Raw genomic sequence first — 25,256 nt, forward strand, 5'->3', positions numbered from 1 at the left:
GGGGACGTGCCCGAAGACGTTTCCCCAGCTCAGCCCCATTGTCAGTCCCCGGGTGCAGGATGGACGCATGGTCAGCAAAGGACACCGAGCCCTGGAAGGCTTCTCGCCCGCAACCCGCGGCTGGTTCACGGGCGCCTTCTCCGCGCCCACCGCGGCGCAGGCAGGCGCGTGGAAAGCCATCCACGAGGGCTCGGACGTTCTGGTCGTGGCCCCGACCGGCTCGGGCAAGACGCTGGCCGCATTCCTCGCGGCCCTGGACCAGCTCGCCGCCACACCCCCACCGGCCGACACCAAGAAACGCTGCCGCGTCCTCTACGTCTCCCCCCTCAAGGCCCTGGCGGTCGACGTGGAACGCAACCTCCGCAGTCCCCTGACCGGCATCCGCCAGGAATCCGTACGCCTGGGCCTGCCCGAACCCGAGGTGAAGGTGGGCATCCGCTCGGGCGACACCCCCGCCGCAGAGCGCCGAGCCCTGTCGACCCGCCCCCCGGACATCCTGATCACCACCCCCGAGTCCCTGTTCCTGATGCTGACGTCGGCCACACGCGACGCGTTGACCGGCATCGAGACGGTGATCCTCGACGAGGTGCACGCGGTGGCGGGCACCAAGCGCGGCGCCCATCTCGCCCTCTCCCTGGAGCGCCTGGACGAGCTCCTGCCGAAGCCGGCCCGCCGCATCGGTCTCTCCGCGACCGTCCGCCCGGTCGACGAGATCGCCCGCTACCTCTCCCCCCGCCGCAAGGTGGAGATCGTCCAGCCGAAGTCGGGCAAGGAGTTCGACCTTTCGGTCGTGGTCCCCGTCGAAGACCTCGGCGAACTCGGCGGCTCACCCGTGGCCGACGGCTCCGAAGGCACTGAGCGTCCCTCGATCTGGCCGCACGTGGAGGAGCGGATCACCGACCTGGTCCAGGCCCACCGCTCCACCATCGTCTTCGCCAATTCCCGCCGGCTCGCGGAACGCCTGTGCAACCGCCTCAACGAGATCGCCTACGAACGGGCCACCGGCGAAACCCTCGACGAACACCACGCCCCGGCCGAACTCATGGGCGGCTCGGGCGCGGCCCAGGGCGCACCGCCGGTCATCGCCCGCGCCCACCACGGCTCGGTCTCCAAGGAACAGCGTGCCCTGGTCGAGGAGGACCTCAAGGCGGGCCGCCTCCCCGCGGTCGTCGCCACCTCCAGCCTCGAACTGGGCATCGACATGGGCGCGGTCGACCTCGTGGTCCAGGTCGAATCACCCCCCTCGGTTGCCTCCGGCCTGCAACGCGTCGGCCGCGCGGGACACCAGGTCGGCGCGGTCTCCACGGGCGTGGTCTTCCCGAAGTACCGCGGCGACCTGGTCCAGGCAGCCGTGGTCACCGAACGGATGCGCACCGGGTCCATCGAGTCCCTCAAGGTCCCGGCCAACCCCCTGGACGTCCTGGCGCAGCAGCTCGTCGCGATGACCGCGATGGACACCTGGCAGTTCGACGACCTCCTCGCCACGGTCCGCCGAGCCGCTCCCTTCGCCTCGCTCCCCGAATCCGCCTTCACCGCGGTTCTCGACATGCTCGCCGGCCGCTACCCGTCCGACGCCTTCGCGGAGCTTCGCCCACGCGTCGTCTGGGACCGGGTCGCCGGTACGATCACCGGCCGCCCCGGCGCCCAGCGCCTTGCCGTCACCTCCGGCGGCACGATCCCCGACCGCGGTCTCTTCGGGGTCTTCCTCGCCGGATCCGACCCCAAGAAGGGCGGCGGCAGGGTCGGCGAGCTCGACGAGGAGATGGTCTACGAGTCCCGCGTCGGGGACGTCTTCACGCTCGGCACCAGCTCCTGGCGCATCGAGGACATCACGCGCGACCGCGTCCTGGTCTCCCCCGCCCCGGGTGTGCCGGGCCGCCTGCCCTTCTGGAAGGGCGACCAGCTGGGCCGTCCGCTCGAACTGGGCCGCGCGGTGGGCGCGTTCCTGCGCGAGGTCGGCTCGCTGTCCAAGGAGGACGCCCGTCTGCGTCTGCTCGCCGCCGGCCTGGACGCGTGGGCGGCCGACAACGTCCTGTCCTATCTGGACGAGCAGCGCGAGGCATGCGGCCATGTCCCGGACGACCGCACGATCGTCGTCGAGCGCTTCCGCGACGAGCTCGGCGACTGGCGGGTCGTCGTGCACTCCCCCTTCGGCGCCCAGGTCCACGCCCCTTGGGCACTCGCCCTCGGCGCGAAACTCTCCGAGCGGTACGGCATGGACGCACAGGTCATGCACGCCGACGACGGCATCGTGCTGCGCCTGCCCGACGCCGACCTCATGGGCCTGGACCTCCTGGACCAGGAACCGGTGAAGGCCGGCACGGAGTACGACGCCGACCAGGCGCCCGTGGGTGCGGCGGACGTCGTCTTCGACAAGGGCGACGTCGACCAGATCGTCACCGACCAGGTGGGCGGCTCGGCCCTGTTCGCGTCCCGCTTCCGCGAGTGCGCTGCCCGCGCGCTGCTGCTGCCACGCCGTAACCCGGGCAAGCGCACCCCGCTGTGGCAGCAGCGCCAGCGGGCCGCCCAACTGCTGGAGGTGGCCAGTGAGTTCGGCTCGTTCCCGATCGTCCTGGAGGCGGTCCGCGAGTGTCTGCAGGACGTCTTCGACGTCCCGGGTCTGACCGAGCTCATGGGGGACCTGGAGTCCCGCAAGGTGCGTCTGGTCGAGGTCACGACCCCTGAGCCGTCGCCCTTCGCCCGCTCCCTCCTCTTCGGGTACGTCGCCCAGTTCCTGTACGAGGGGGACTCCCCGCTCGCCGAGCGCCGTGCCGCCGCCCTGTCGCTGGACTCCCGTCTGCTGGCCGAGCTGCTCGGCCAGGCGGAGCTGCGGGAGTTGCTCGACGCCGAGGTGCTGACCGAGCTGGAGCAGGAACTCCAGTGGCTCACCGAGGACCGCCGCGTCAAGGACGTCGAGGGCGTCGCGGACGTCCTGCGCCTTCTCGGCCCGCTCACGGACGCCGAGTTGGCCGAGCGGGGCGCCGAACCGCACTGGGCCCAGGAGCTGGCCGCCGCGCGCCGCGCCATCAAGGTCCGTATCGCCGGCGGCGACCACTGGGCGGCGATCGAAGATGCGGGGCGCCTGCGCGACGCGCTCGGCACGGCCCTTCCGGTCGGCGTGCCCGAAGCCTTCACCGAGCCCGTCAAGGACCCGCTCGGCGATCTCCTCGCGCGCTATGCCCGCACCCACGGCCCCTTCACCTCGGCCACGGCAGCTTCCCGCTTCGGACTGGGCGTGGCGATCACGGACGGCGCCCTCCAGCGGCTGGCGGCGAGCGGGCGCGTCGTACAAGGCGAGTTCCACCCGGCGGGCATCGGCCAGGAATGGTGCGACGCCTCCGTCCTGCGCCGCCTGCGCCGCCGCTCCCTCGCCGCCCTGCGGCACGAACTGGAGCCGGTACCGCCGGCCGCGCTCGCCCAGTTCCTCCCGCAGTGGCAGCACATCGGCAAGGGGCACGGACTGCGGGGCATCGACGGACTGGTGCGCGCCATCGAGCAGTTGCAGGGCGCATCCGTGCCCGCGTCGGCCCTGGAGAAGCTCGTCCTGCCGTCCCGGGTCGCCGACTACACGCCCGCGATGCTCGACGAGCTCACCGCGGCCGGCGAGGTCGTCTGGGCCGGAGCGGGCTCACTCCCCGGCAAGGACGGCTGGGTCTCCCTCTACATGGCGGACGCGGCCCCGTTGCTCCTGCCGCAGCCCCACCCCCTGGAGCTGACGGCGCTGCACCAGTCGGTCCTGGACACTCTGTCCGGCGGCTACGGCCTGTTCTTCCGTCAGATCGCCGACCAGGTCCGCGCCACCACCCACCCCGACGTCACCGACCCCCAACTCGCCGACGCCCTCTGGGAACTGGCCTGGTCGGGCCGCCTGACGAACGACACGCTCGCCCCCCTGCGCTCCCTGCTGGGCTCGGGCCGCACCGCCGGCTCCACGGCCCACCGAGCCAAGCGCACCGTCCCACGCGGCCGCTACGGCTCCCTCACGGCCGCCGCCCGCCCCGCCTCCCGCACGGGCCCGCCGACCGTCGCCGGCCGCTGGTCCCTGCTCCCGGCGCACGAGCCCGACCCCACGGTGCGCGCCCACGCCCTGGCCCGCACGCTCCTCGACCGGCACGGCGTGGTGACCCGGGGGGCGGTCACCGCGGAGGGCGTCGAGGGCGGCTTCTCGGCGACGTACCGCATCCTGTCCGCCTTCGAGGAGAGCGGCCAGGCGCGGCGCGGCTACGTGGTCGAGGGACTGGGCGCCGCCCAGTTCGCGATGGACGGCGCGGTGGACCGCCTGCGCGCGGTGGCCAACGCCCGCGACCGCGGCGAGGGCCTCCCCGTCCCGAGCACCGCCGACGGCTACGGCACTCCCGGCTCCGACGGCCCCGACGGCTACGGCACTGCCGGCCGCCCCGACGGCTTCGGCACCACGGGCGACTTCGGTGACACGGCCCCCGCGTACGACATCCCCGACCTCGACCACGACTTCCTGGACGCCCACCTGGGACCCGGCGACTACGTCTCGCCCCGCGACCGCGCCCCCCAGGCCGGCCCGCGCGGCCCGCAAGCCCCCGCGTGGCACAACGGCGGCACACCGTCCGGCTCCGCCTTCGCCTCCCGCCGCAACCGTCCGACCGCCGACACGCGAGCAGTCGTCCTCGCCGCCGCCGACCCGGCGAACGCGTACGGCGCCGCCCTCGCCTGGCCCGAGCCTCCCACCGGTGCCGGGCACAAGCCGGGCCGCAAGGCGGGCTCGCTCGTGGTGCTCGTCGACGGTGAGCTGACCCTCTACATGGAGCGCGGCGGCAAGACCTTGCTGGCCTGGCCCTCGGCCCCGGACACCGAACCCACCGACGACCCCCGACTGCACACGGCCGCAGAGGCCCTCGCCGCAGCCGCCCGTGCGGGCTCCCTCGGCACGGTCACGGTGGAACGCGTGAACGGCGCCTCGGCCCTGACCTCCGCCCTCGGCACCCTCCTGGAAGGAGCGGGCTTCATCGCGACCCCCCGAGGCCTCCGCCTGCGCGCTTGACCTGGACCTCCCCCGGCCACCTGAGCCCCACCCCATGCCACCCTTGACCCATGCCCGAAGGAGACACGGTCTGGCAAACCGCGAAACGGCTGCACACCGCCCTCGCGGGCAGAACCCTGACCCGCACCGACTTCCGGGTGCCGAAGTACGCCACGGTCGACCTCACGGGCCGCAGCGTCCTGGACGTCACCCCACGCGGCAAACACCTCCTCACCCGTGTCGAGGGCGGCCTGACGCTGCACTCGCACCTGGGGATGGAAGGCTCCTGGAAGGTGTACACCGACCAGCAGCGCTGGACCGGCGGTCCCGCCCACCAGATCCGCGTGGTCCTCACCGCCGCCGAAGCCCGCACGGACCGCTCCACCCGCACAGCCGTCGGCTACCGCCTCCCCGTCCTGGAGCTCCTGCACACCACCGAGGAACACCGCGCCGTCGGCCACCTCGGCCCCGACCTCCTCGGCCCGGACTGGGACCCCGACCGCGCCCTCACCCACCTCCTCGCGGACCCCGACCGCCCCCTCGGCGAGGCCCTGCTGGACCAGCGCAACCTCGCCGGCATCGGCAATGTGTACAAGAGCGAGCTCTGCTTCCTGCTCCGCGTCACCCCTTGGCTGCCGGTCGGCGCCCTCCCCGCCGAGCACACCGCCCACCTGCCCGTACTCGCCAAGAAGCTCCTGGAAGCCAACCGCGACCGCCCGATCCGCAGTACGACGGGCCGCCGCGGCCAGGACCTGTTCGTGTACGGCCGCACGCATCGCCCCTGCCTGCGCTGCGGCACTCCGATCCGGGCGGCCGACCAGGGCGACGGCTCCCGCGAGCGCCCCACCTACTGGTGCCCCCACTGCCAGGCGGGCCCGGCCCCGAGCCCGATGTCCGGCACCGCCTCACACCGCGGGACTCGGCACCGTACGACTAATTGACGACCCGTCAGAATCCCTCGTACCGTCCCTTCATGGCCGTCAAGGCGTACGACCTCACCGGACGCACCGCATTCGTCACCGGCGCCGCCAGCGGAATCGGCCGTGCCTCGGCCGTGCTGCTCGCCGAGGCCGGCGCCACCGTGCACTGCGCCGACCGTGATGCCCAGGGCCTGCACGAAACGGCGACCCTGATCAAGGCGGGCGGCGGCACCGCCCGCACCCACCACCTCGACGTCACCGACCGCGACCAGCTCCGGTGTGCCGTCGCCGCCTGCGAGCGTCTCGACGTGCTGGCCGCCGTCGCCGGGATCATGCACAGCAGCCCGGTCCTGGAGACCCGCGACGAGGACCTCGACCGCGTGCTGAACGTCAACTTCAAGGGCGTCCTGTACGCCTGCCAGGAGGCCGCCCGCACGATGCTCGCCCAGCACATCAAGGGCAGCATCATCACCATGGCCTCGGGCGCCGTCGACACCGGCGGCCCCGGCCTGCTCTGCTACGGCGCCGCCAAGGCGGCCGTCGTACAGCTGACGAAGACCCTGGCGAACGAGATCGGCCGGTACGGCATCCGGGTCAACGCCGTCGCGCCGGGCTGGATCCGCACGCCGATGACCGACCGCCACGGCGAGGCGCAGACCCGGACGGAGACGTTCATGGCCCGGATGTCGCCGTTGGGCAGGGTCGGCGAAGCTGAGGACGTCGCCCACACCGTGCTGTTCCTGGCGTCCGACGCCTCGTCCTTCACGACGGGGCAGATCCTGCGTCCGAACGGCGGTGTGGCGATGCCGTGGTAGCCCGCCCCGCCCGCCATGCCCGCGCCCATCGCCGCGGGTCGACGGCTCCTTCGGCCCGCGCCTTCGGCACACACTGCACCGGCAACAGGCTCAGGCCCCACCCTCCGGCCGCCAGAGCCCCTTCGAGCACCCCCGCTTCCGGCACCAGCGCGAGCCGCAGCACGGCCCACCACCACAGCGCACCGAGCCCGAGGGCCACCCCCCAGCGCGCTATCGGCCGTGCCATCCACTCACCTCCAGCCCGAGGCTAGGGTGCCCGTTCACCCGCCGGGAGGGCGCATCAACGGCACACGGATGCAGCGCGGGCCAACGCCGTCACCGCGCGTCAGGCGCGGTCACACCCCTCCACCATGACCGCCGGGCCACCCACCGGCAAACGGACCGTGCGGGCCCCGTACGGCACGAGAAAGCACGAAACCCCGACCGCACTTCCCCAGATCTTCCTGGAGAAGGCCCGGCCGGGGCCTCACACAACTCTCAGCGCGTGATCAGTCCACGCGCATCGGCGGCACCGTCACGCGGCGACCACGTCCACCGCCTCGGACGGCGCCTTGATGGTCACCCGTTCCGGTGGCACGCCGGTCACCGACACGGAACCCAGCATCGGACGGACCGACGTGGGTACAGGCTCGCTGGGGGTGGCCGCAGCGGACTGGGCCAGCTCGGCGAGCGCGAGTTCGTCGCTCACTTCCCGCATGAGCTCGGACATCCGTACGTCCAGCGCGTCGCAGATAGCGGCGAGCAGCTCGGAGGAAGCCTCCTTCTGCCCCCGCTCCACCTCGGAGAGATAGCCGAGTGAAACTCGGGCGGACGAGGAGACTTCGCGCAGAGTACGGCCCTGGCGCTGGCGCTGCCGACGCAGCACGTCACCCAGCAGGCGACGGAGCAGAATCATCGGTGGCTCCCTCCTCGGACCGCGTAGCCGCATCCTTCACGCCCCACCGTACCGCCTTGCGCCGCGGCCGTGCGGGGAGCGATGTCGTGTTCACTCAGGGCTGCAAACATCAAAACCCCCCGTTCTGTTCCGTATCCTGTGCCCGCTCATTCCCAGTGTGTTCGCTCGCGAGCTCCTTCAGGAGCAGTGCGAGTACGCTCCGTACACTCTCCATACGAATTTCCGCGCGGTCGCCGTTCAACCGCAGGGCCTCCACTTTTCCGCCAGCGGCGGAACCGGAACCTGGGCGGAACGGCCCATCCACGGCCACGAAAACCGTCCCCACGGGTTGTCCGTCCTGTCCCTCTGGCCCCGCGACACCCGTTGTGGCGATGCCCCAGTCGGCCCCGAGAGCCTTCCGCACGCCGACCGCCATCTGGGCCGCCACCTGCGGATTCACCGCTCCGTGCTGCGCCAGCAGGGTGGCGTCGACGCCGAGCAGCTGATGCTTCAGTTCCGTGGCGTAGGCGGTCACCGAACCCCGGAACGCCTTCGATGCCCCAGGGGCCGCTGTGATTTCCGCCGCAACCAGTCCACCGGTCAGCGACTCGGCGACAGCGAGCGTCTCACCGTTCACCGTGAGTAGTCGCACGACGTCAGCGGCCGTGGAATTCACGCTTCCGTCTCCTCCAACGCGGCCTTGCGCTCGGCGATTCCTCGCCTGCGCAGCACAATGGCTTGTCTCACATAGTCGAGCCCGGTCACCACGGTCAGGACGACCGCCGCAGCCATCACCCAGAACCTCAGAGTGGCCAGCCACCCCGTCAGCGCCAGGATGTACATCCCGACGGCCACGCCCTGCGTCAGGGTCTTCAGCTTGCCGCCCCGGCTCGCCGGGATCACGCCGTACCGGATGACCAGGAAACGCAGGAGCGTGATCCCGAGTTCCCGGCCGAGGATGACTCCCGTCACCCACCACGGCAGATCGCCCAGCGCGGACAGACAGATCAGCGCCGCCCCCATGATCGCCTTGTCGGCGATGGGGTCGGCGATCTTCCCGAAGTCGGTGACGAGGTTGTACGTCCGGGCCAGATGGCCGTCGAACAGATCGGTGATCATGGCGACGGCGAAGGCCGCCCAGGCGAACGAGCGCCATGCGGGGTCGTATCCGCCCTCGGCCAGCATCAGCGCGACGAAGACGGGCACGAGGACCAGCCGGAGCATGGTCAGAAAGTTGGCGATGTTCCAGACGCTGGCCTGGTTGACGGCCGCCGCCACGATCTTCCCGCCGCGCGCGGGCTTCGTACCGTCCGGGACACCGGCTTCGGCGCCGTCTCGTTCCGCACCGCTCGTCCTCGAGCCACCGGCGGCGGACGACCCCATGGCACTCACCTTGCCTGCCGCACCCGCCTGGGAGGAGCCACCCGCGGCGGACGCCGGAACTCCGGTCATCTGCCCGCCTCCTCACTACATGCGAGCGTGCCCTGCAGCGGCTCGGCCACCAGGTCGACGCCCTCCGTACCGACCACCTTCGCCTCGACGATACGACCGATGCCCAGCCCAGCGCCGCTCGTGAGCAGCACCTGGCCGTCCGTCTCCGGCGCCTGGTGCGCCCCCCGGCCGTACGCGCCCTCCGCCGAGTCCTCGGCGTCCACCGCCTCCACGAGCACGTGCACGGTCTCCCCGACGCGCTCCTCGGCCCGCTGCGAGACGAGCTCCTCGGCCAGCCGGGAGACACGTGCCAGCCGCTCGGCGACGACGTCCTCGTCGAGCTTGTTGTCGTACGTCGCGGCCTCCGTGCCCTCCTCGTCGGAGTAGCCGAAGACACCGATGGCGTCCAGCCGCGCGCTGTTCAGGAACCGCTCCAGCTCGGCCAGGTCGGCCTCGGTCTCGCCGGGGAAGCCCACGATGAAGTTGGAGCGCACGCCGGCCTGGGGCGCCTTGCCCCGGATGGTGTCGAGGAGCTCCAGGAATCGGTCGGTGTCGCCGAAGCGGCGCATCGCGCGCAGCACGTCGGGGGCGGAGTGCTGGAAGGACAGGTCGAAGTACGGGGCGACCTTCGGGGTCGAGGTCAGCACGTCGATCAGTCCGGGCCGCATCTCGGCCGGCTGCAGGTAGCTCACCCGCACCCGCTCGATGCCGTCGACCTCGGCGAGCTCGGGCAGGAGGGACTCCAGCAGGCGGATGTCGCCCAGGTCCTTGCCGTACGAGGTGTTGTTCTCGGAGACCAGCATGATCTCCTTGACGCCCTGCTCGGCCAGCCACCGCGTCTCGTTCAGCACGTCGCTCGGGCGGCGCGAGATGAAGGAGCCGCGGAAGGACGGGATGGCGCAGAAGGAGCAGCGCCGGTCGCAGCCGGAGGCGAGCTTCACCGAGGCGACGGGCGAGCCGTCGAGGCGGCGGCGCAGGGGCGCACGGGGGCCGGAGGCCGGAGCGAGCCCCTCCGGAAGGTCTGCGGGGGCGTGCCCGGGAAGGGCGACGCCCGCTGCCGACTCCTGCCGCTCGGCCGGGCTGATCGGCAGGAGCTTGCGCCGGTCGCGGGGGGTGTGCGCGGCGTGGATGCCGCCGTTCAGGATGGTCTGCAGGCGGTCCGAGATGTTCGCGTAGTCGTCGAAGCCGAGTACGCCGTCGGCCTCGGGGAGGGCCTCGGCGAGGTCCTTGCCGTACCGCTCGGCCATGCAGCCCACCGCCACGACGGCCTGGGTTCTCCCATGCCCCTTGAGATCGTTGGCCTCCAGGAGCGCGTCGACGGAGTCCTTCTTGGCGGCGTCGACGAAGCCACAGGTGTTGACCACGGCGACATCGGCGTCCGCGGCGTCCTCCACGAGGTCCCAGCCGTCCGCCTCCAAGCGGCCTGCGAGCTCCTCCGAGTCCACCTCGTTACGGGCGCAGCCAAGAGTGACGAGTGCGACGGTACGGCGTTCAGGCATGGGCTCAAGACTACTTTGTCTGACTGACACCCCACGTCGACGGGGTTGGCCGATCTTGGCCAACCCCGTATGGTCCTCACCCCTTCAGCCTGACTTATCCGGCCTGCGGGTCGCCCTTCGTGTACGTGAGGCGCTCCACGGCGCCCGGCTGCCAGTCGTCCTCGATCTTCTTGCCGTTGACGTAGAGGTCGATCGCGCCCGCGTCGCCGAGGACGAGGTTGATCTTCTCGCTGTCCTGGAAGGTCTTGGAGTCGCCCTGTTTGAGGAGTCCGTCGAAGAGCAGCTTGCCGTTGTGGTCCTTGGCGGAGATCCAGCTCCTGCCGTCGGCGGCGCTGACCTGGACGGTCACCTTGTCCTGCGGGACGGCCGCGATGGCGCTGTCCGACGGCTTCGGGTCCTTGGGCTTGTCGGTCTTCGGGGTGGGCTTGGTCTTGTCGGCCGTGGGCGTCGAGCCGCCTTCGGCCACCGCCGGCTTGCCGCCCTCGCCGTCGCCCTTGAACGCGGTGAACCCGACGAAGCCGATCACCACGACGATCGCGGCGACCATGGCCGCGGTCCAGTTGGGCCCGCGCCGCTCAGGACGGATGCGTTCCGCCTCGAACAGCGGGGCAGCCGGGGTCGGCGCCGGTCGTCCGCCGTGGGAGGCGTCGTACTGGGCGAGGAGCGGAGCCGGATCGAGGTGGACAGCCTTGGCCAGGGTCCTGATGTGGCCTCGGGCGTACACGTCGCCGCCGCAGGGAGCGAAGTTGTCCGCCTCGATGGCATGCACGATGGCGATGCGGACCCGGGTGGCACTACTGACGTCGTCGACGGTCAGCCCGGCGTCGATACGAGCCTGCCGCAGGGCACGGCCGATCGAGGGGCGGGCTTCCTCGGACACGTCTTCGAACGGACGCTCGTCTTCAGGGGAGTTGCCGATGGACACGGGGGCGCCTTTCGAGCGTTTAAGCCACCTGTGCTGGAGGTTCAGTCTATGGGGGGTGCGAAAGGGTGAGGCAACCGGGCGGTGGGACTTTATACGCCATCAGAATGGCCGGACACGCTGATGGTGGGGTACGAGATTGTCGCTTCGCTCAACTTGACGTACGCCGACGGGAAACGGTTGCTCAATGATCCCTTACGGGTGGGTCACGATCGGGCATCGGCTCGTCAGCCCGCCCGCCCGTACGACGACCACCGCGTCCGTCTCCGCCCCGGACTCCCTTTAAGCCTCCCCGCGGATCACGGCGAGCACGCCGTCCAGCTCATCAGGTTTCACAAGAACGTCACGAGCCTTGGAGCCCTCGCTGGGCCCGACGATGTTCCGCGACTCCATGAGGTCCATGAGCCGCCCGGCCTTGGCGAACCCGACGCGCAGCTTGCGCTGCAGCATGGACGTCGACCCGAACTGCGTGGAGACCACCAGCTCCGCCGCCTGGCACAGCAGATCGAGGTCGTCGCCGATGTCCTCGTCGATCTCCTTCTTCTGCTTGGTCCCCACCACGACGTCGTCCCGGAAGACGGGCGCCATCTGGTCCTTGCAGTGCTGGACGACCGCCGCGACCTCGTCCTCGGTCACGAAAGCGCCCTGCATACGCGTGGGCTTGTTCGCACCCATCGGCAGGAACAGCCCGTCGCCCTTGCCGATCAGCTTCTCGGCGCCGGGCTGGTCGAGGATGACCCGTGAGTCCGCGAGCGACGAAGTGGCGAAGGCGAGCCGCGAGGGGACGTTCGCCTTGATGAGACCGGTGACGACGTCGACCGACGGCCGCTGCGTGGCGAGCACCAGGTGGATGCCGGCCGCGCGCGCGAGCTGCGTGATGCGCACGATCGCGTCCTCGACGTCACGCGGCGCGACCATCATCAGGTCGGCGAGCTCGTCGACGATGACCAGCAGGTACGGGTAGGGCTGAAGCTCGCGCTCACTGCCCTCCGGCGCCTTCACCTTGCCGTTGCGCACGGCTTCGTTGAAGTCGTCGATGTGCCGGTAGCCGTACGCCGCCAGGTCGTCGTAGCGGAGGTCCATCTCCCGTACGACCCACTGGAGCGCCTCGGCGGCCCGCTTCGGGTTGGTGATGATCGGCGTGATCAGGTGCGGGATGCCCTCGTAGGCGGTCAGCTCGACGCGCTTGGGGTCCACCAGGACCATGCGGACGTCCTCCGGGGTCGCGCGCATCATGACCGAAGTGATCAAGCAGTTAATGCACGACGACTTACCGGAACCGGTCGCACCGGCAACCAGCACATGCGGCATCTTCGCGATGTTGGCCATCACGTAGCCGCCCTCGACGTCCTTGCCGAGGGCCACCAGCATCGGGTGGTCGTCCTCCGCGGCGGCGGCGAGGCGCAGCACGTCACCGAGGTTGACCATCTCGCGGTCGGTGTTGGGGATCTCGATGCCGACCGCGGACTTGCCGGGGATCGGGCTGATGATCCGCACGTCCGGGCTGGCGACGGCGTACGCGATGTTCTTGGTCAGCGCGGTGATCCGCTCGACCTTCACGGCGGGCCCGAGCTCGACCTCGTAGCGGGTGACCGTCGGCCCGCGCGTGAAGCCGGTGACGCGGGCGTCGACCTTGAACTCGGTGAAGACGGTGGTGAGCGACTCGACGATGGCGTCGTTGGCAGCGCTGCGGGACTTGCCCGGGCCGCCGCGCTCGAGCAGGTCGAGCGACGGGAGCGAGTAGGTGATGTCCCCGGACAGCTGGAGCTGTTCGGCACGTGGCGGCAGGTCGCGGATCTCGTCGGGCGCGGCCTTGGTGAGATCGGGCACCTCGGACTTGGTCAGGTCCGGGGCCTCGGTCCTGGGGAGCTTCTCCTGCTTGGGTCGCGCGGCCGGGACGGGCGTCGGCACCGGCGTGGTCTCCTCGCGGTCGCCCACGCTCACGCCCTGGGTGAGGTCGGCGACGATCGGCGAGGGCGGCATCCCGTGCAGGACGGCGCCGTCGAGCGCGGCAGCGGCGGCGGCCGCGACGTCCACAGCGTCCATGGGACGGTCCATCTCGGGCTGCGGCACCGCGGAGCGCCTCGGGCGCCCACGGCGCCGCGAGAGGGCGTCCTGCTCGGCTCTGTCGGGGTCGTACGCCTCGGGGGCCGGACCGCGCCTGCGGCCGCGCGACGCGGGCAGCGCCTCGCGCCACTGGTCGTCGTAGCGCTGGTCGTCGTCGTTGAACGCGTCGTCCTCGTCGGGGTCGGGCAGGATGCCGAGCTTCACGCCCAGGTGCCGCAGCCGCTGGGGGATGGCGTTGACCGGGGTGGCCGTGACGACCAGCAGGCCGAAGATCGTGAGCAGGACGAGCAGCGGTACGGCGAGGACCTCGCCCATGGTGTACGTCAGCGGGGTCGCCGCGCCCCAGCCGATCAGCCCGCCGGCGTCCCTTATGGCCTGCATGCCGTCGCTGCGGGCGGGCGAGCCGACGGCGATGTGGACCTGGCCGAGCACGCCGATGACGAGCGCGGACAGGCCGATGACGATACGGCCGTTGGCCTCGGGCTTCTCGGGATGCCGGATGAACCGTACGGCGACGACCGCGAGCAGGATCGGCACGAGCAGGTCGAGCCGGCCGAAGGCGCCGGTCACGATGATCTCGACGAGGTCGCCGACGGGACCGCGCAGGTTGGACCAGGTGCCGGCAGCGACGATCAGCGCGAGGCCGAGGAGCAACAGCGCGATGCCGTCCTTGCGGTGGGCGGGGTCGAGGTTCTTCGCGCCCTGCCCTATGCCGCGGAACACCGCGCCGACGGCGTGGGCGAGCCCGAGCCAGACGGCGCGCACGAGCCGGTAGATGCCCCCGGTGGGGTTCGGTGCGGGCTTCGGCGGCGGCGCGGCTTTCTTCGCCGCGGCCTTCTTGGCCGGCGCCTTTTTGGCGGGGGCTTTCTTGGCGGCGGCCTTCTTCGCCGGAGCCTTCGCTGAAGCGGCCGCCTTCTTCGCGGGCGGCTTCTTGGCTGCGGAGGAACGTGAGGCCATGGATGTGAGGTTACCGGTGGAGAAGACAGTGGACACGTGTGCCCACTGCTTCACCCGTTCGTGTCGCCCTCGCGGATGCGGTGAACTGACGCCGTTTCACGGGCCCGTCACGGACAGGACGATCCGGCGGTGCCCACCCGCCAACCGGTGCCGTCGCGCCGTCAGTTCTGTGAAGGCACCGAGGATGTGCTCCCGGTGCCCGGCTCCAGCGCGTCCAGCGCCCGCCGCAAACCCGTGAGTTTGCGTTCGAGATGGGCCGCCGTGGCCACCGCCGCCGCGTCCGCCGACTCGTCGTCCAGCTGCTTGGACAGCGCCTCGGCCTGCTCCTCGACCGCGGCGAGCCGCGCCGACAGCTCGGCCAGCAGGCCCGCCGGCTCCTTCGACTCGGCGCCCCCGGCCTTGCCGCCGCCTTCCAACTGGAGCCGCAGCAGCGCCGCCTGCTCGCGCAGCTGGCAGTTCTTCATGTACAGCTCGACGAACACGGAGACCTTGGCCCGCAACACCCACGGGTCGAACGGCTTGGAGATGTAGTCCACCGCGCCCGCCGCGTAGCCGCGGAAAGTGTGGTGCGGGCCGTGGTTGATCGCGGTGAGGAAGATGATCGGGATGTCCCGGGTCCGTTCCCGCCGCTTGATGTGCGCGGCGGTTTCGAAACCGTCCATTCCCGGCATCTGGACGTCCAGCAGAATGACCGCGAAGTCGTCCGTCAGAAGTGCCTTGAGCGCTTCCTCCCCGGACGATGCCCGCACCAGGGTCTGATCGAGCGCAGAGAGGATCGCCTCCAGCGCCAGCAGATTCTCCGGCCGGTCATCGACCAGGAGGATCTTGGCCTTCTGCACCATGGCCCGCCCTCCTCGCCCCGGCAGTGCACCGGGCTCCGCCCCAGGGGACGACTCCCTTACGCCGTCCGCCCTCGTGCCGGTCATGGTAGCCGCACCCCGCCTGTCGCCACACCCTGTCACCGCGATGTCACTGTGCACGTAGCAGAAACGCAGCAGGAGACCAGAAGGTTCCCCGAATCCCGCACTTCTACACGGCTTCGAGCACACTGAGTCAGCAACTCCGAGTGAACACTGTTGGTTCCTGTCACTGCTCCCTCATCCACTGATCCATCACCGCCAGCAGATGATCGGGGTCGACCGGCTTCGTCACGTAATCCGACGCACCCGACTCGATCGCCTTCTCCCGGTCGCCCTTCATCGCCTTCGCGGTCAGCGCGATGATCGGGAGCCCGGCGAACTGCGGCATCCTGCGGATCGCCGTGGTCGTCGCGTACCCGTCCATCTCCGGCATCATGATGTCCATCAGGACGACCGCCACGTCGTCGTGCTGCTCCAGGACCTCGATGCCCTCACGGCCGTTCTCGGCGTACAGCACGGACAGACCGTGCTGCTCCAGGACACTGGTCAGCGCGAAGACGTTGCGGATGTCGTCGTCGACGATCAGCACCTTCTCACCGCCGAACCGGATGCCCCGGAACGACTGCGGCACCGCGTTCGGCTCCGCCGCCGACCACTGCTCCTGGTGCACCGGCCGCTGCTCCAGCTCGGTCGCGGCCCGTCGGCGGCGCCTGAAGAGCGCGGCGGCGCCGTTCTGCGTCTCCCGGTACGACCGCACCTCGGCCGGCGTCTCGATCTCCACGTCGGACAGCTCCGACAGATCGGAGGCCGAGGCCACCAGGTCGCCCGGGTCCAGGGCCGGAAGCTGCTGCTGGTAGCCGTGCGGAGGCAGTTCGCTCGGGTGCAGCGGCAAATACAGCGTGAACGTCGAGCCGCGCCCCGGCTCGCTCTGCGCGTGGATCTCGCCGCCGAGCAGCTGCGCGATCTCCCGCGAGATGGACAGCCCCAGACCCGTGCCGCCGTACTTGCGGCTGGTCGTGCCGTCCGCCTGCTTGAACGCCTCGAAGATCACCCGCATCTTGCTGGCCGCGATCCCGATGCCCGTGTCGGTCACCGAGAACGCGATCAGCGGCGCGTCCGCCTCGGTCAGCGAGCCGGCCTCCAGCAGCTGCTCCCGGATCGACTGCGGCACATCCATCCCGGCGGGCCGGATGACCAGCTCGACCGAGCCGGAGTCGGTGAACTTCACCGCGTTGGACAACAGGTTCCGCAGCACCTGGAGCAGGCGCTGCTCGTCGGTGTGCAGCGTGGCGGGCAGCTCCGGCGAGACCCGTACGGACAGGTCCAGGCCCTTCTCCGCGGTCAGCGGCCGGAAAGTGGCCTCCACGTAGTCGACGAGCTGGACGAGCGCGATACGCGTCGGGGAGACGTCCATCTTGCCCGCCTCGACCTTCGACAGGTCGAGGATGTCGTTGATCAGCTGGAGCAGGTCGGAACCGGCACCGTGGATGGTCTCGGCGAACTCGACCTGCTTCGGCGAGAGGTTGCCCTCGGCGTTGTCGGCGAGCAGCTTGGCCAGGATCAGCAGCGAGTTGAGCGGCGTACGCAGCTCGTGCGACATGTTGGCGAGGAACTCGCTCTTGTAGCGCATCGAGACGGCAAGCTGCTCGGCGCGCTCCTCCAGGACCTGCCGCGCCTCCTCGATCTCGGTGTTCTTGACCTCGATATCGCGGTTCTGCTGGGCCAGCAGCTCGGCCTTCTCCTCCAGTTCGGCGTTGGACGCCTGGAGGGCCTTCTGCCGGTTCTCCAACTCGGCCGACCGCTCTCGGAGTTGCTCGGTGAGCTCCTGCGACTGCTTCAGCAGCACCTCGGTCTTGGTGTTCACGGAGATGGTGTTGACGCTGGTCGCGATCATCTCGGCGATCTGGTTGAGGAAGTCCTTCTGGATCTGCGTGAAGGGGGTGAAGGAGGCCAGCTCGATCACGCCGAGCACCTTGCCCTCGAACAGCACCGGAAGGACGATCACCTGCGCCGGTGGCGCCTCGCCGAGCCCGGAGGAGATCTTCAGATAGCCGCTGGGCGCGTTCTCGACCAGGATCGTGCGCTTCTCCATGGCGGCCGTCCCGATCAGGCCCTCACCTGGCCGGAACGACGTCGGCATGGACCCCATCGAGTAGGCGTACGACCCCAGCATCCGCAGCTCGTACTGGTCCTCGCTCTCGGCGCTCATGTCCTTGCCGTCGACCAGCGGCATCGCCAGGAAGAACGCGCCGTGCTGCGCGGACACGACCGGCGTGAGCTCGCTCATGATCAGCGAGGCCACGTCCTCCAGATCGCGGCGGCCCTGCATCAGCGCCGAGATCCGCGCGAGGTTGCCCTTGAGCCAGTCCTGCTCCTTGTTGGCGATCGTGGTGTCGCGCAAGTTGGCGATCATCTTGTTGATGTAGTCCTGGAGTTCCTGGATCTCGCCGGACGCGTCGACGTCGATCTTCAGGTTCAGGTCGCCGCGGGTCACCGCGGTCGCCACGCGCGCGATGGCACGCACCTGCCGGGTGAGGTTTCCGGCCATCTCGTTCACGGACTCGGTCAGGTCGCGCCAGGTGCCGTCGACGTCACGCACGCGTGCCTGGCCGCCGAGCTGTCCTTCGGTGCCCACCTCGCGGGCGACTCGGGTGACCTCCTCGGCGAAGGACGACAGCTGGTCGACCATCGTGTTGATCGTCGTCTTGAGCTCGAGGATCTCGCCGCGGGCGTCGATGTCGATCTTCTTGGTCAGGTCACCCTTGGCGATGGCGGTGGTGACCATGGCGATGTTGCGCACCTGACCGGTCAGGTTGGACGCCATCTGGTTCACGGACTCGGTGAGGTCCTTCCACGTACCGGCCACACCGGGTACGTGTGCCTGGCCGCCGAGGATGCCGTCCGTGCCCACCTCACGGGCCACCTTGGTGACCTGGTCGGCGAACGAGCTCAGCGTCTTCACCATGGTGTTGAACGTGTCGGCCAGCTGCGCGACCTCACCGCGCGCCTCGATCGTCACCGTCCGCGTCAGGTCGCCGTTGGCGACGGCTGCCGCGACCTGGGAGATGTTCCGCACCTGCATGGTCAGGTTCTTGGCCATCAGGTTCACGTTGCCGCTGAGGTCCTTCCAGATGCCCGTGACACCCGGAACGTGCGCCTGGCCGCCCAGGATGCCCTCGGTGCCCACTTCACGGGCCACCCGGGTCACCTGCTCGGCGAAGCTGGACAGCTGGTCGACCATGGTGTTGACCGTCGTGACGAGTTCGAGGATCTCGCCCTTCGCGTCAACAGTGATCTTCTTCGACAGGTCGCCCTTGGCGACCGCGGTCGTGACCTCGGCGATCTGACGCACCTGAATGGTCAGGTTGTTCGCCATGAAGTTCACGGACTGGGTGAGGTCCTTCCAGGTGCCGGAGACGCCCTGCACCTCGGCCTGACCTCCGAGCTGGCCCTCCGTACCCACCTCGCGGGCGACCCTGGTGACCTCCTCCGCGAACGACGACAGCTGGTCCACCATCGTGTTCAGCGTGTTCTTGAGCTCCAGGATCTCGCCGCGCGCGTCCACGGTGATCTTCTGCGACAGGTCACCGCGGGCCACCGCGGTGGCGACCTGAGCGATGTTGCGCACCTGGGCCGTAAGGTTTCCTGCCATTCCGTTCACGGAGTCGGTCAGGTCCCGCCAGACACCGGCAACGCCCGGCACCTGTGCCTGACCGCCCAGCCGGCCCTCGGTGCCCACCTCGCGCGCGACGCGGGTCACCTGGTCTGCGAAGCCGGAGAGCTGGTCGACCATCGTGTTGATGGTGTTCTTCAGCTCCAGGATCTCGCCGCGCGCGTCGACGTCGATCTTCTGGGAGAGGTCACCCCGGGCCACCGCCGTGGTCACCTGGGCGATCTGCCGCACCTGCGAGGTGAGGTTGCCGGCCATGAAGTTGACGGAGTCGGTGAGCTCCTTCCACGTACCCGAAACACCCGGTACGACGGCCTGACCGCCGAGGCGGCCCTCCGTACCCACGTCCCGGGCCATGCGCGTCACCTGGTCGGCGAAGGACGACAGCTGGTCCACCATCGTGTTCACGGTGTTCTTCAGCTGGAGCATCTCGCCGGAGACGTCCACCGTGACCTTCTGCGACAGGTCACCGTTGGCCACCGCCGTGGTCACCTGGGCGATGTTCCTCACCTGTCCGGTGAGGTTCCGGAACGCGGTGTTGACGGAGTCCGTCAGGTCCTTCCACGTTCCCGCGGCCCCCGGCACCTGTGCCTGCCCGCCGAGCTCACCCTCGACACCGACCTCACGGGCGACTCGGGTCACCTCGGAGCCGAACGACGACAGCTGATCCACCATGCCGTTGACGGTGTTCTTCAGCTCCAGCATCTCGCCGGCCACATTGACCGTGACCTTCTGCGACAGGTCACCGTTGGCCACCGCCGTCGTGACAGCCGCGATGTCCCTCACCTGAATGGTCAGATTCCGGAACACCGTGTTGACGGAGTCCGTCAGGTCCTTCCAGGTACCCGCCGCGCCCGGCACGTTCGCCTGGCCACCCAGCTGCCCCGCGGCACCGACCTCGTTGGCCACGCGCGTGACCTCGTCCGCGAAGATCCGCAGCGTCTCGGTCATCTGGTTGATCGTGTCCGCGAGCTGCGCGACCTCGCCGCGCGCCGACACGGTCACCTTCTGCGACAGGTCGCCGTTGGCGACCGCCGTCGTCACCTGGGAGATGCCTCGCACCTGTGCCGTCAGGTTGCCGGCCATCAGGTTCACCGAATCGGTGAGGTCCTTCCACACGCCGGCCACACCCGGGACCTGCGCCTGGCCGCCGAGCTCGCCCTCGGTGCCCACCTCGCGCGCGACTCGCGTCACCTCGGAGGAGAAGGACGACAGCTGGTCCACCATCGTGTTGACGGTGTTCTTCAGCTCCAGCATCTCGCCGGCCACATGGACCGTGACCTTCCGGGACAGATCACCCTTGGCGACCGCCGTGGTCACCAGCGCGATGTCCCGCACCTGAGCCGTCAGCCGGTACGCCATCGTGTTGACGGAGTCCGTGAGGTCCTTCCACGAACCCGACATGCCACGCACGCGTGCCTGCCCGCCGAGCTTGCCCTCGGTGCCCACCTCGCTGGCCACGCGCGTGACCTCGTCGGTGAACGTCGACAACTGATCGACAAGGTTGTTTACAGTCCGTCCGACCTTGAGGAACTCACCCCGCAGGGGATGCCCGGTCCCGTCCGGCGCCTGCGTCCGCAGCTCCATGCGGGGCGACAGATCACCCTCGGCCACCGCGGACAGCACCCTGCTGACCTCGGAGACGGGCCGCACGAGGTCGTCGACCAGGGCGTTCGAGTTGTCGATGGCGGCCGCCCAGGAACCCTCACAGGCGCCCGTCTCCAGCCGTTCCGTGAGCTTGCCCTCACGTCCCACCATCCGGCGCACGCGCGCCAGCTCACCCGTGAGGTGGAGATTGCGGTCGGCCACCTCGTTGAAAACCGCGGCGATCTCCGACATCACGCCGTCCCCGGACACCGTGAGCCGCTTCCGGAAGTTCCCGTCGCGCATCGACACCAGGGCCGCCAGCAGCCGGTTCAGGCTGGCCGTGTCCACGGCAGTGGTCCCGCCTCGCGTCTTGCGCTCGTTCTTCAGGGACGGTCCGCCTTTCGCGCGCGTCTTAGTGCTCCGCGTCGCTGCGCCAGACTCCACTGTGTCCCTCCCGCAGGGGTCGACCGTTACTGCTGTGCTCGGGTTCCACTGCTCGGCGTACCCGTGTACCTGTTACTGCTGGGCATTCCTGCCGGATATACCAGGCCACACCACGTGCTGCTGCCCGCGGTACGCGAATGTCACTCAGCCTGCCCGGACCTTCACAAGAAGCTTGCCCAGTGTTTCACCCTGCCTGAACCCGGCCATAACAGTTCGGCAGCTTCGCACATCGTCCGCACACCCTCCGGACGGAAACACTGCAGACCGGCATCCGCACGGACGGCGAAGGTAAGTAACCTTGCATGCGGCTGTCCAGCCGCGCCGGTCCCGTCCGGCCTGGGCGGTGGCAGGAGGAGCACGAGCGGGCATCGGAGGGGCAGCCGGACATGACCACCGGACTGATCCCGGGGGGACCATCCCCGGACCGGCCGACGGGCGCGCAGATGCCGCACCAGCGGCGCGACCCGGGCGGCCACGGAGCCCTGCACGTCGACAACCGGACGAGGAGTTCTGTGATCACCGCGCGCGCGGCAGCCAGCTTCGATCCCGTCGGGCGATCGGTCGCGAGCGCCCGCTCCTTCGTCCGCGACACCCTCCAGGGCTGGGGCTTCGCCGACATCGTCGACGACGCCGTGGTCCTCACCAGTGAACTGGTGACCAATGCGGTCGTACACGCGGGCACCTCCGCGGACGTCCTGTGTCTGCGCAGTGACGAGGGCGTGCGGATCGAGGTGGCCGACCGGTATCCGGAGCGCGAGATCCCCCTCCAGGGGTCACCCGTCAACATGGGCAGCCCCGACCGGGAGGGCGGCCGCGGCCTCCAGCTGTGCGCGGCCCTGGCCACCCGCTGGGGCGTCGAGTACACACCCACCCACAAGCAGGTCTGGTTCCAACTGGACCTCCCCGAACGCCCGGTGGGCACCCGAGCCGCCGGCCCGTCCCTGCCCTCCGACCTCCTCCCGATCGCCGACGGCCGCGTCCGCGTCGCCGTGGTCCAGATCGACCGTACGGGCGCCATCTCGTCCTGGAACGAGGACGCTGAGGATCTCTTCGGCTACGCCGCGGAGCAGGTCACCGGCAAGCCCCTCACCGACCTCGCGGCCTGGCCGCACACCCCCGGCACCAGCACCGGCATCGCGGAGGCACTCCAACTCTCCCGCTGGGAAGGCAGCTACGGCATAAGGGGCGCCAACGGCCGCGTCACCCCGGTGTACGCCTCCCACCTCCGAGTCCGCGACACGGACGGCGAGCCGTCCACGGTCTGCCTCCTGGTCCGGGACCACGAGCGCGCCGTCCTGCAGACCCCGCTGCGCGTCCCGCCGTCCGACACCTCCACCACCTCCGAGTCCCAGAGCACCGACCCCTTCGAGGTGTTCATCGGCTCCCCTGCCCCGGACGACCTCGACGGCCTCCTCCAGCGCACGGTGGAACGCGCCCGCGACATGCTCGACGGCGACTCCGCGTTCCTGCTCCTGGCCACCGACGACGAAACGGAGCTGGAGGTCCGCGCCTCGACCGGCCTGCCCTCCGCCCGCCAGCGCTTCGCGCGCGTGCCCGTCGAAGCGGGCCCCGGCCGCTACGGCTCCGCCCGCATGCCGGCCGTCCACGAGGACCTCACCATGGTCCCCGGCGCCGTACCCCTGCTGCGCGGCACCGGCATGCGCTCGGTCGTCACGGTCCCGCTGAAGGTCGAGGGCCGCCTCACCGGCTCCCTGGGCGTCGCCGCCGAAGCGCCCGCCAGATACTCCAACGAAGAGGCGCTACGCCTCCAGTTCGCCGCCGACCGCATCGCCCTGGCGGTGGAGTCCGCCCGCCTCGGCGAACTCGAACGCCTGCGCCGAGGCTCCCTCAGCTTCCTCGTCGAGGCCTCCGACCTGCTCGCCGGCACCCTGGACCGCGACCAGACCCTGGCCCTGATGGCCCAGATGACGGTCCCGACCCTGGCCACCTGGTGCGCGGTCTACACGATCGCCGACCAGGCCTCTGAGCCGTACCTCTCGTACGTCCTGCACGAGGACGAGGAACTCATCGACGGCATTAAGTCGTTGTTGTCCAAGATCCCCCCGCCGGAGCCGATCGCCACCCCCGGCGCCCGCGTCTGGTCGGCCCCCGCCGAATCCGCCCACCAGGCCGCCTTGCGCACCTCCATGCGCAGCCTGGGCCTGGGCGAGCCCGTCGGCCGCATCAGCACCGGCATCGGCCCCACCCTCGCCACGGCGTCCGCAGTGGGCGGCGAGACGGTGGTCCTCCCGCTGGTCGCCCGCAACCGGGTCATCGGCATGCTGACCCTCGGCAAGCCGACCGACGAGCACTTCCGCCAGGAAATCCTGGAACTGGCCGAGGACTTGAGCCGCCGGGCCGCCCTGGCCCTGGACAACGCCCGCCTGTATTCCGAGCGCACGGCCATCAGCCAGTCGCTCCAGCGCAGCCTCCTGCCGCCCGAGCTCCCCGAGATCGACGGCGTCGAGGTCGAGGTCATCTACCGCGCGGCCGGCGAGGGCAACGAGGTCGGCGGCGACTTCTACGACCTCTTCCCGATCAGCGACGGCGCCTACGGCTTCGCCATCGGTGACGTCTGCGGTACGGGCCCGAACGCGGCGGCGGTCACCGGCCTTGCCCGCCATGCACTCCGGCTCCTGGCCCGCGAGGGCCTCAGCGGCCCCGCGGTGCTGGAGCGCCTGAACTCCGCGATCCTCGACGAGGGCGCCCGCAGCCGCTTCCTGACGCTGCTCTACGGCGAGTTGAGGCCGCAGGAGGACGGCAGCGCCGAGCTGAAGGTCGTCTGCGCCGGTCACCCGCTCCCGCTCCGCCTGCGCCAGGACGGCACCGTCGAACCGGCCGCCGAGCCCCAGCCCCTCCTCGGCGTCATGGACGACCTGGAGCTCTACGAGCAGACGGTCACCCTAGACCCGGGCGACGTCCTCCTGTGCGTCACGGACGGCGTCACCGAGCGCCGTGAAGGCAGCCGCATGCTGGGCGACGACGGCCTAGCCGATGTCCTCACCACCTGCACGGGCCTGACGGCCGGCGCGGTCGCGGCCCGCATCATGCGCGCGGTCGAACGCTTCGCCTCGGACGCTCCGTCCGACGACATGGCCATCCTGGCGATGCGCGTCCCGGGCATCCACAAGGACTGAGGAATAGATCAGGAGAAGGGCATGAGAAAGGCCCCGCCCGAATGGGCGGGGCCTTCTGTCTGGAGCCCCCAAACGGAATCGAACCGTTGACCTTCTCCTTACCATGGAGACGCTCTGCCGACTGAGCTATAGGGGCCGGCTGCCTTTTGCGAAGTTTCCCTCGCGGCAACGGAATAGATCATACCCCGAACACGCCCGCGCTCCCAAATTCGCCTCAGAAGGCGGGCTGGAGCAGTCCGCCGAGCGCGTTGCAGGCGGACACGATCCGCTGCATGTCCCGCTTGGTCAGTGAGGCATCGACAGGCAGAGCCAGCGTTTCATCGGCGGCCTGTTCGGTCGCCGGCAGGGACACACACCGCCGGAACTCCGGCAGCCGATGCACGGGCGTCTTCACCGGCACCCGGCACTCAACACCCCTGGCCCGAACGGCCCGAGCGAATGCGTCGCGATCCGGCCGCCCGTTACCGGGCACGCGCACGACGTACTGCTGATAGGTGTGCCCGTCACCGCCATCGGGCGTGCGTACGCCCTTCAACTTCGCGTCCAGGTACGACGCTCGCTGCCGACGCTGAGCTATCTCGTCGTACGGAGCTTCGGACTCCCCCTGCTCCAACACCAACAGCCCGTGCCGCTGCCCGATGTCGTGAAGCCGCACGATATCGGCCGACCGACCGAAGCGGTGTACGGCGACGACGGCCGCCGTCCGCGGGGTGACGACCGCCTCGACCGCGACGGCGTCCAGGCAGTAGGTCACCGGATCTATGTCGGCGAACACCGGCAGCGCCCCGGCCTGGACCACGGCCTCGGCGACCTCGATGTTCCCGAAGGCCGGTACGACAACCTCGTCACCGACTCCGACGCCGGCGGCCCTGAGCATTGCAGCAGTACCCATACGGGCGATAGTGGTTGCGGTACGTGAACTTCAGGTGACGCACAACAAAAAAGGGTTGGACCCGGAACCGAAGTTCCGGGTCCAACCCGATAAAAGGAGTTCGGCGGTGTCCTACTCTCCCACAGGGTCCCCCCTGCAGTACCATCGGCGCTGTAAGGCTTAGCTTCCGGGTTCGGAATGTAACC

14 protein-coding genes, 1 tRNA gene and 1 rRNA gene are annotated in these 25,256 nt (G+C 70.0%); 4 read left to right on the forward strand and 12 right to left on the reverse strand.

Going from position 1 to position 25,256, the window contains the following annotated elements; genetic code table 11:
* The first annotated feature begins 67 nt into the window (after window positions 1-67).
* The 3 genes from ACIBU0_RS14380 to ACIBU0_RS14390 are packed head-to-tail and all read left to right on the forward strand — an operon-like array spanning window position 68 to window position 6,731.
* Complete coding sequence (locus ACIBU0_RS14380) at window positions 68-5,017, forward strand: ATP-dependent helicase (protein WP_398816839.1); 4,950 nt, start codon at window positions 68-70, stop codon at window positions 5,015-5,017.
* A gap of 50 nt (window positions 5,018-5,067) precedes the next feature.
* Window positions 5,068-5,937 carry an Fpg/Nei family DNA glycosylase gene (locus ACIBU0_RS14385; protein WP_398816842.1) on the forward strand — a complete coding sequence of 290 codons (870 nt, stop codon included), beginning with the start codon at window positions 5,068-5,070 and terminating at the stop codon, window positions 5,935-5,937.
* A gap of 32 nt (window positions 5,938-5,969) precedes the next feature.
* Window positions 5,970-6,731 (forward strand): SDR family NAD(P)-dependent oxidoreductase, encoded by a 762-nt coding sequence (locus ACIBU0_RS14390; RefSeq protein WP_398816845.1) that lies wholly within the window; start codon window positions 5,970-5,972, stop codon window positions 6,729-6,731.
* Here ACIBU0_RS14390 and ACIBU0_RS14395 read toward each other — a convergent pair.
* The 9 genes from ACIBU0_RS14395 to ACIBU0_RS14435 form a co-directional block, all read right to left on the reverse strand.
* Complete coding sequence (locus ACIBU0_RS14395; protein ID WP_398816848.1) at window positions 6,679-6,957, reverse strand: hypothetical protein; 279 nt, start codon at window positions 6,955-6,957, stop codon at window positions 6,679-6,681. The genes ACIBU0_RS14390 and ACIBU0_RS14395 overlap by 53 nt on opposite strands.
* Before the next feature lie 288 nt (window positions 6,958-7,245).
* The gene (locus ACIBU0_RS14400; protein ID WP_019756312.1) at window positions 7,246-7,626 is read right to left on the reverse strand and encodes a helix-turn-helix domain-containing protein; all 381 of its coding nucleotides are present in this window, start codon (window positions 7,624-7,626) and stop codon (window positions 7,246-7,248) included.
* A 109-nt stretch (window positions 7,627-7,735) separates the two neighbouring features.
* Window positions 7,736-8,281 carry a CinA family protein gene (locus ACIBU0_RS14405; protein WP_398816851.1) on the reverse strand — a complete coding sequence of 182 codons (546 nt, stop codon included), beginning with the start codon at window positions 8,279-8,281 and terminating at the stop codon, window positions 7,736-7,738.
* Window positions 8,278-9,057: a CDP-diacylglycerol--glycerol-3-phosphate 3-phosphatidyltransferase gene (pgsA, locus tag ACIBU0_RS14410; protein WP_398816854.1), complete on the reverse strand. Its 780-nt coding sequence runs from the start codon at window positions 9,055-9,057 to the stop codon at window positions 8,278-8,280. The genes ACIBU0_RS14405 and pgsA overlap by 4 nt, the downstream gene beginning before the upstream one ends.
* Complete coding sequence (rimO, locus tag ACIBU0_RS14415; RefSeq protein WP_398816857.1) at window positions 9,054-10,535, reverse strand: 30S ribosomal protein S12 methylthiotransferase RimO; 1,482 nt, start codon at window positions 10,533-10,535, stop codon at window positions 9,054-9,056. The genes pgsA and rimO overlap by 4 nt, the downstream gene beginning before the upstream one ends.
* Window positions 10,536-10,629: 94 nt before the next feature.
* Window positions 10,630-11,460 (reverse strand): helix-turn-helix domain-containing protein, encoded by an 831-nt coding sequence (locus tag ACIBU0_RS14420; RefSeq protein ID WP_398816860.1) that lies wholly within the window; start codon window positions 11,458-11,460, stop codon window positions 10,630-10,632.
* A 279-nt stretch (window positions 11,461-11,739) separates the two neighbouring features.
* A complete protein-coding gene (locus ACIBU0_RS14425) occupies window positions 11,740-14,481 on the reverse strand; it encodes a DNA translocase FtsK (RefSeq protein ID WP_398816862.1) in 2,742 nt (913 codons plus the stop codon).
* 161 nt (window positions 14,482-14,642) lie between these two features.
* Window positions 14,643-15,323: a two-component system response regulator gene (locus ACIBU0_RS14430; RefSeq protein ID WP_398816865.1), complete on the reverse strand. Its 681-nt coding sequence runs from the start codon at window positions 15,321-15,323 to the stop codon at window positions 14,643-14,645.
* A 244-nt stretch (window positions 15,324-15,567) separates the two neighbouring features.
* Window positions 15,568-21,042, reverse strand: coding sequence for a HAMP domain-containing protein (locus ACIBU0_RS14435; RefSeq protein WP_398816868.1), 5,475 nt, complete (start codon window positions 21,040-21,042; stop codon window positions 15,568-15,570).
* 386 nt (window positions 21,043-21,428) lie between these two features.
* Here ACIBU0_RS14435 and ACIBU0_RS14440 point away from each other — a divergent pair, with 386 nt between their 5' ends.
* Window positions 21,429-24,179, forward strand: a complete 2,751-nt coding sequence (locus ACIBU0_RS14440; RefSeq protein WP_398816871.1) for a SpoIIE family protein phosphatase — start codon at window positions 21,429-21,431, stop codon at window positions 24,177-24,179.
* A gap of 60 nt (window positions 24,180-24,239) precedes the next feature.
* Here the strand turns inward: ACIBU0_RS14440 and ACIBU0_RS14445 are convergent.
* The 3 genes from ACIBU0_RS14445 to rrf form a co-directional block, all read right to left on the reverse strand.
* Window positions 24,240-24,315: transfer RNA gene (locus tag ACIBU0_RS14445), tRNA-Thr, on the reverse strand.
* A 78-nt stretch (window positions 24,316-24,393) separates the two neighbouring features.
* The gene (locus tag ACIBU0_RS14450; protein WP_398816935.1) at window positions 24,394-25,056 is read right to left on the reverse strand and encodes a DegT/DnrJ/EryC1/StrS family aminotransferase; all 663 of its coding nucleotides are present in this window, start codon (window positions 25,054-25,056) and stop codon (window positions 24,394-24,396) included.
* Between the two features lie 113 nt (window positions 25,057-25,169).
* A 5S ribosomal RNA gene (rrf, locus tag ACIBU0_RS14455) occupies window positions 25,170-25,256 on the reverse strand; the annotation flags it as partial.

The organism is Streptomyces sp. NPDC049627, from assembly GCF_044465645.1.
Classification (GTDB): Bacteria; Actinomycetota; Actinomycetes; order Streptomycetales; family Streptomycetaceae; genus Streptomyces.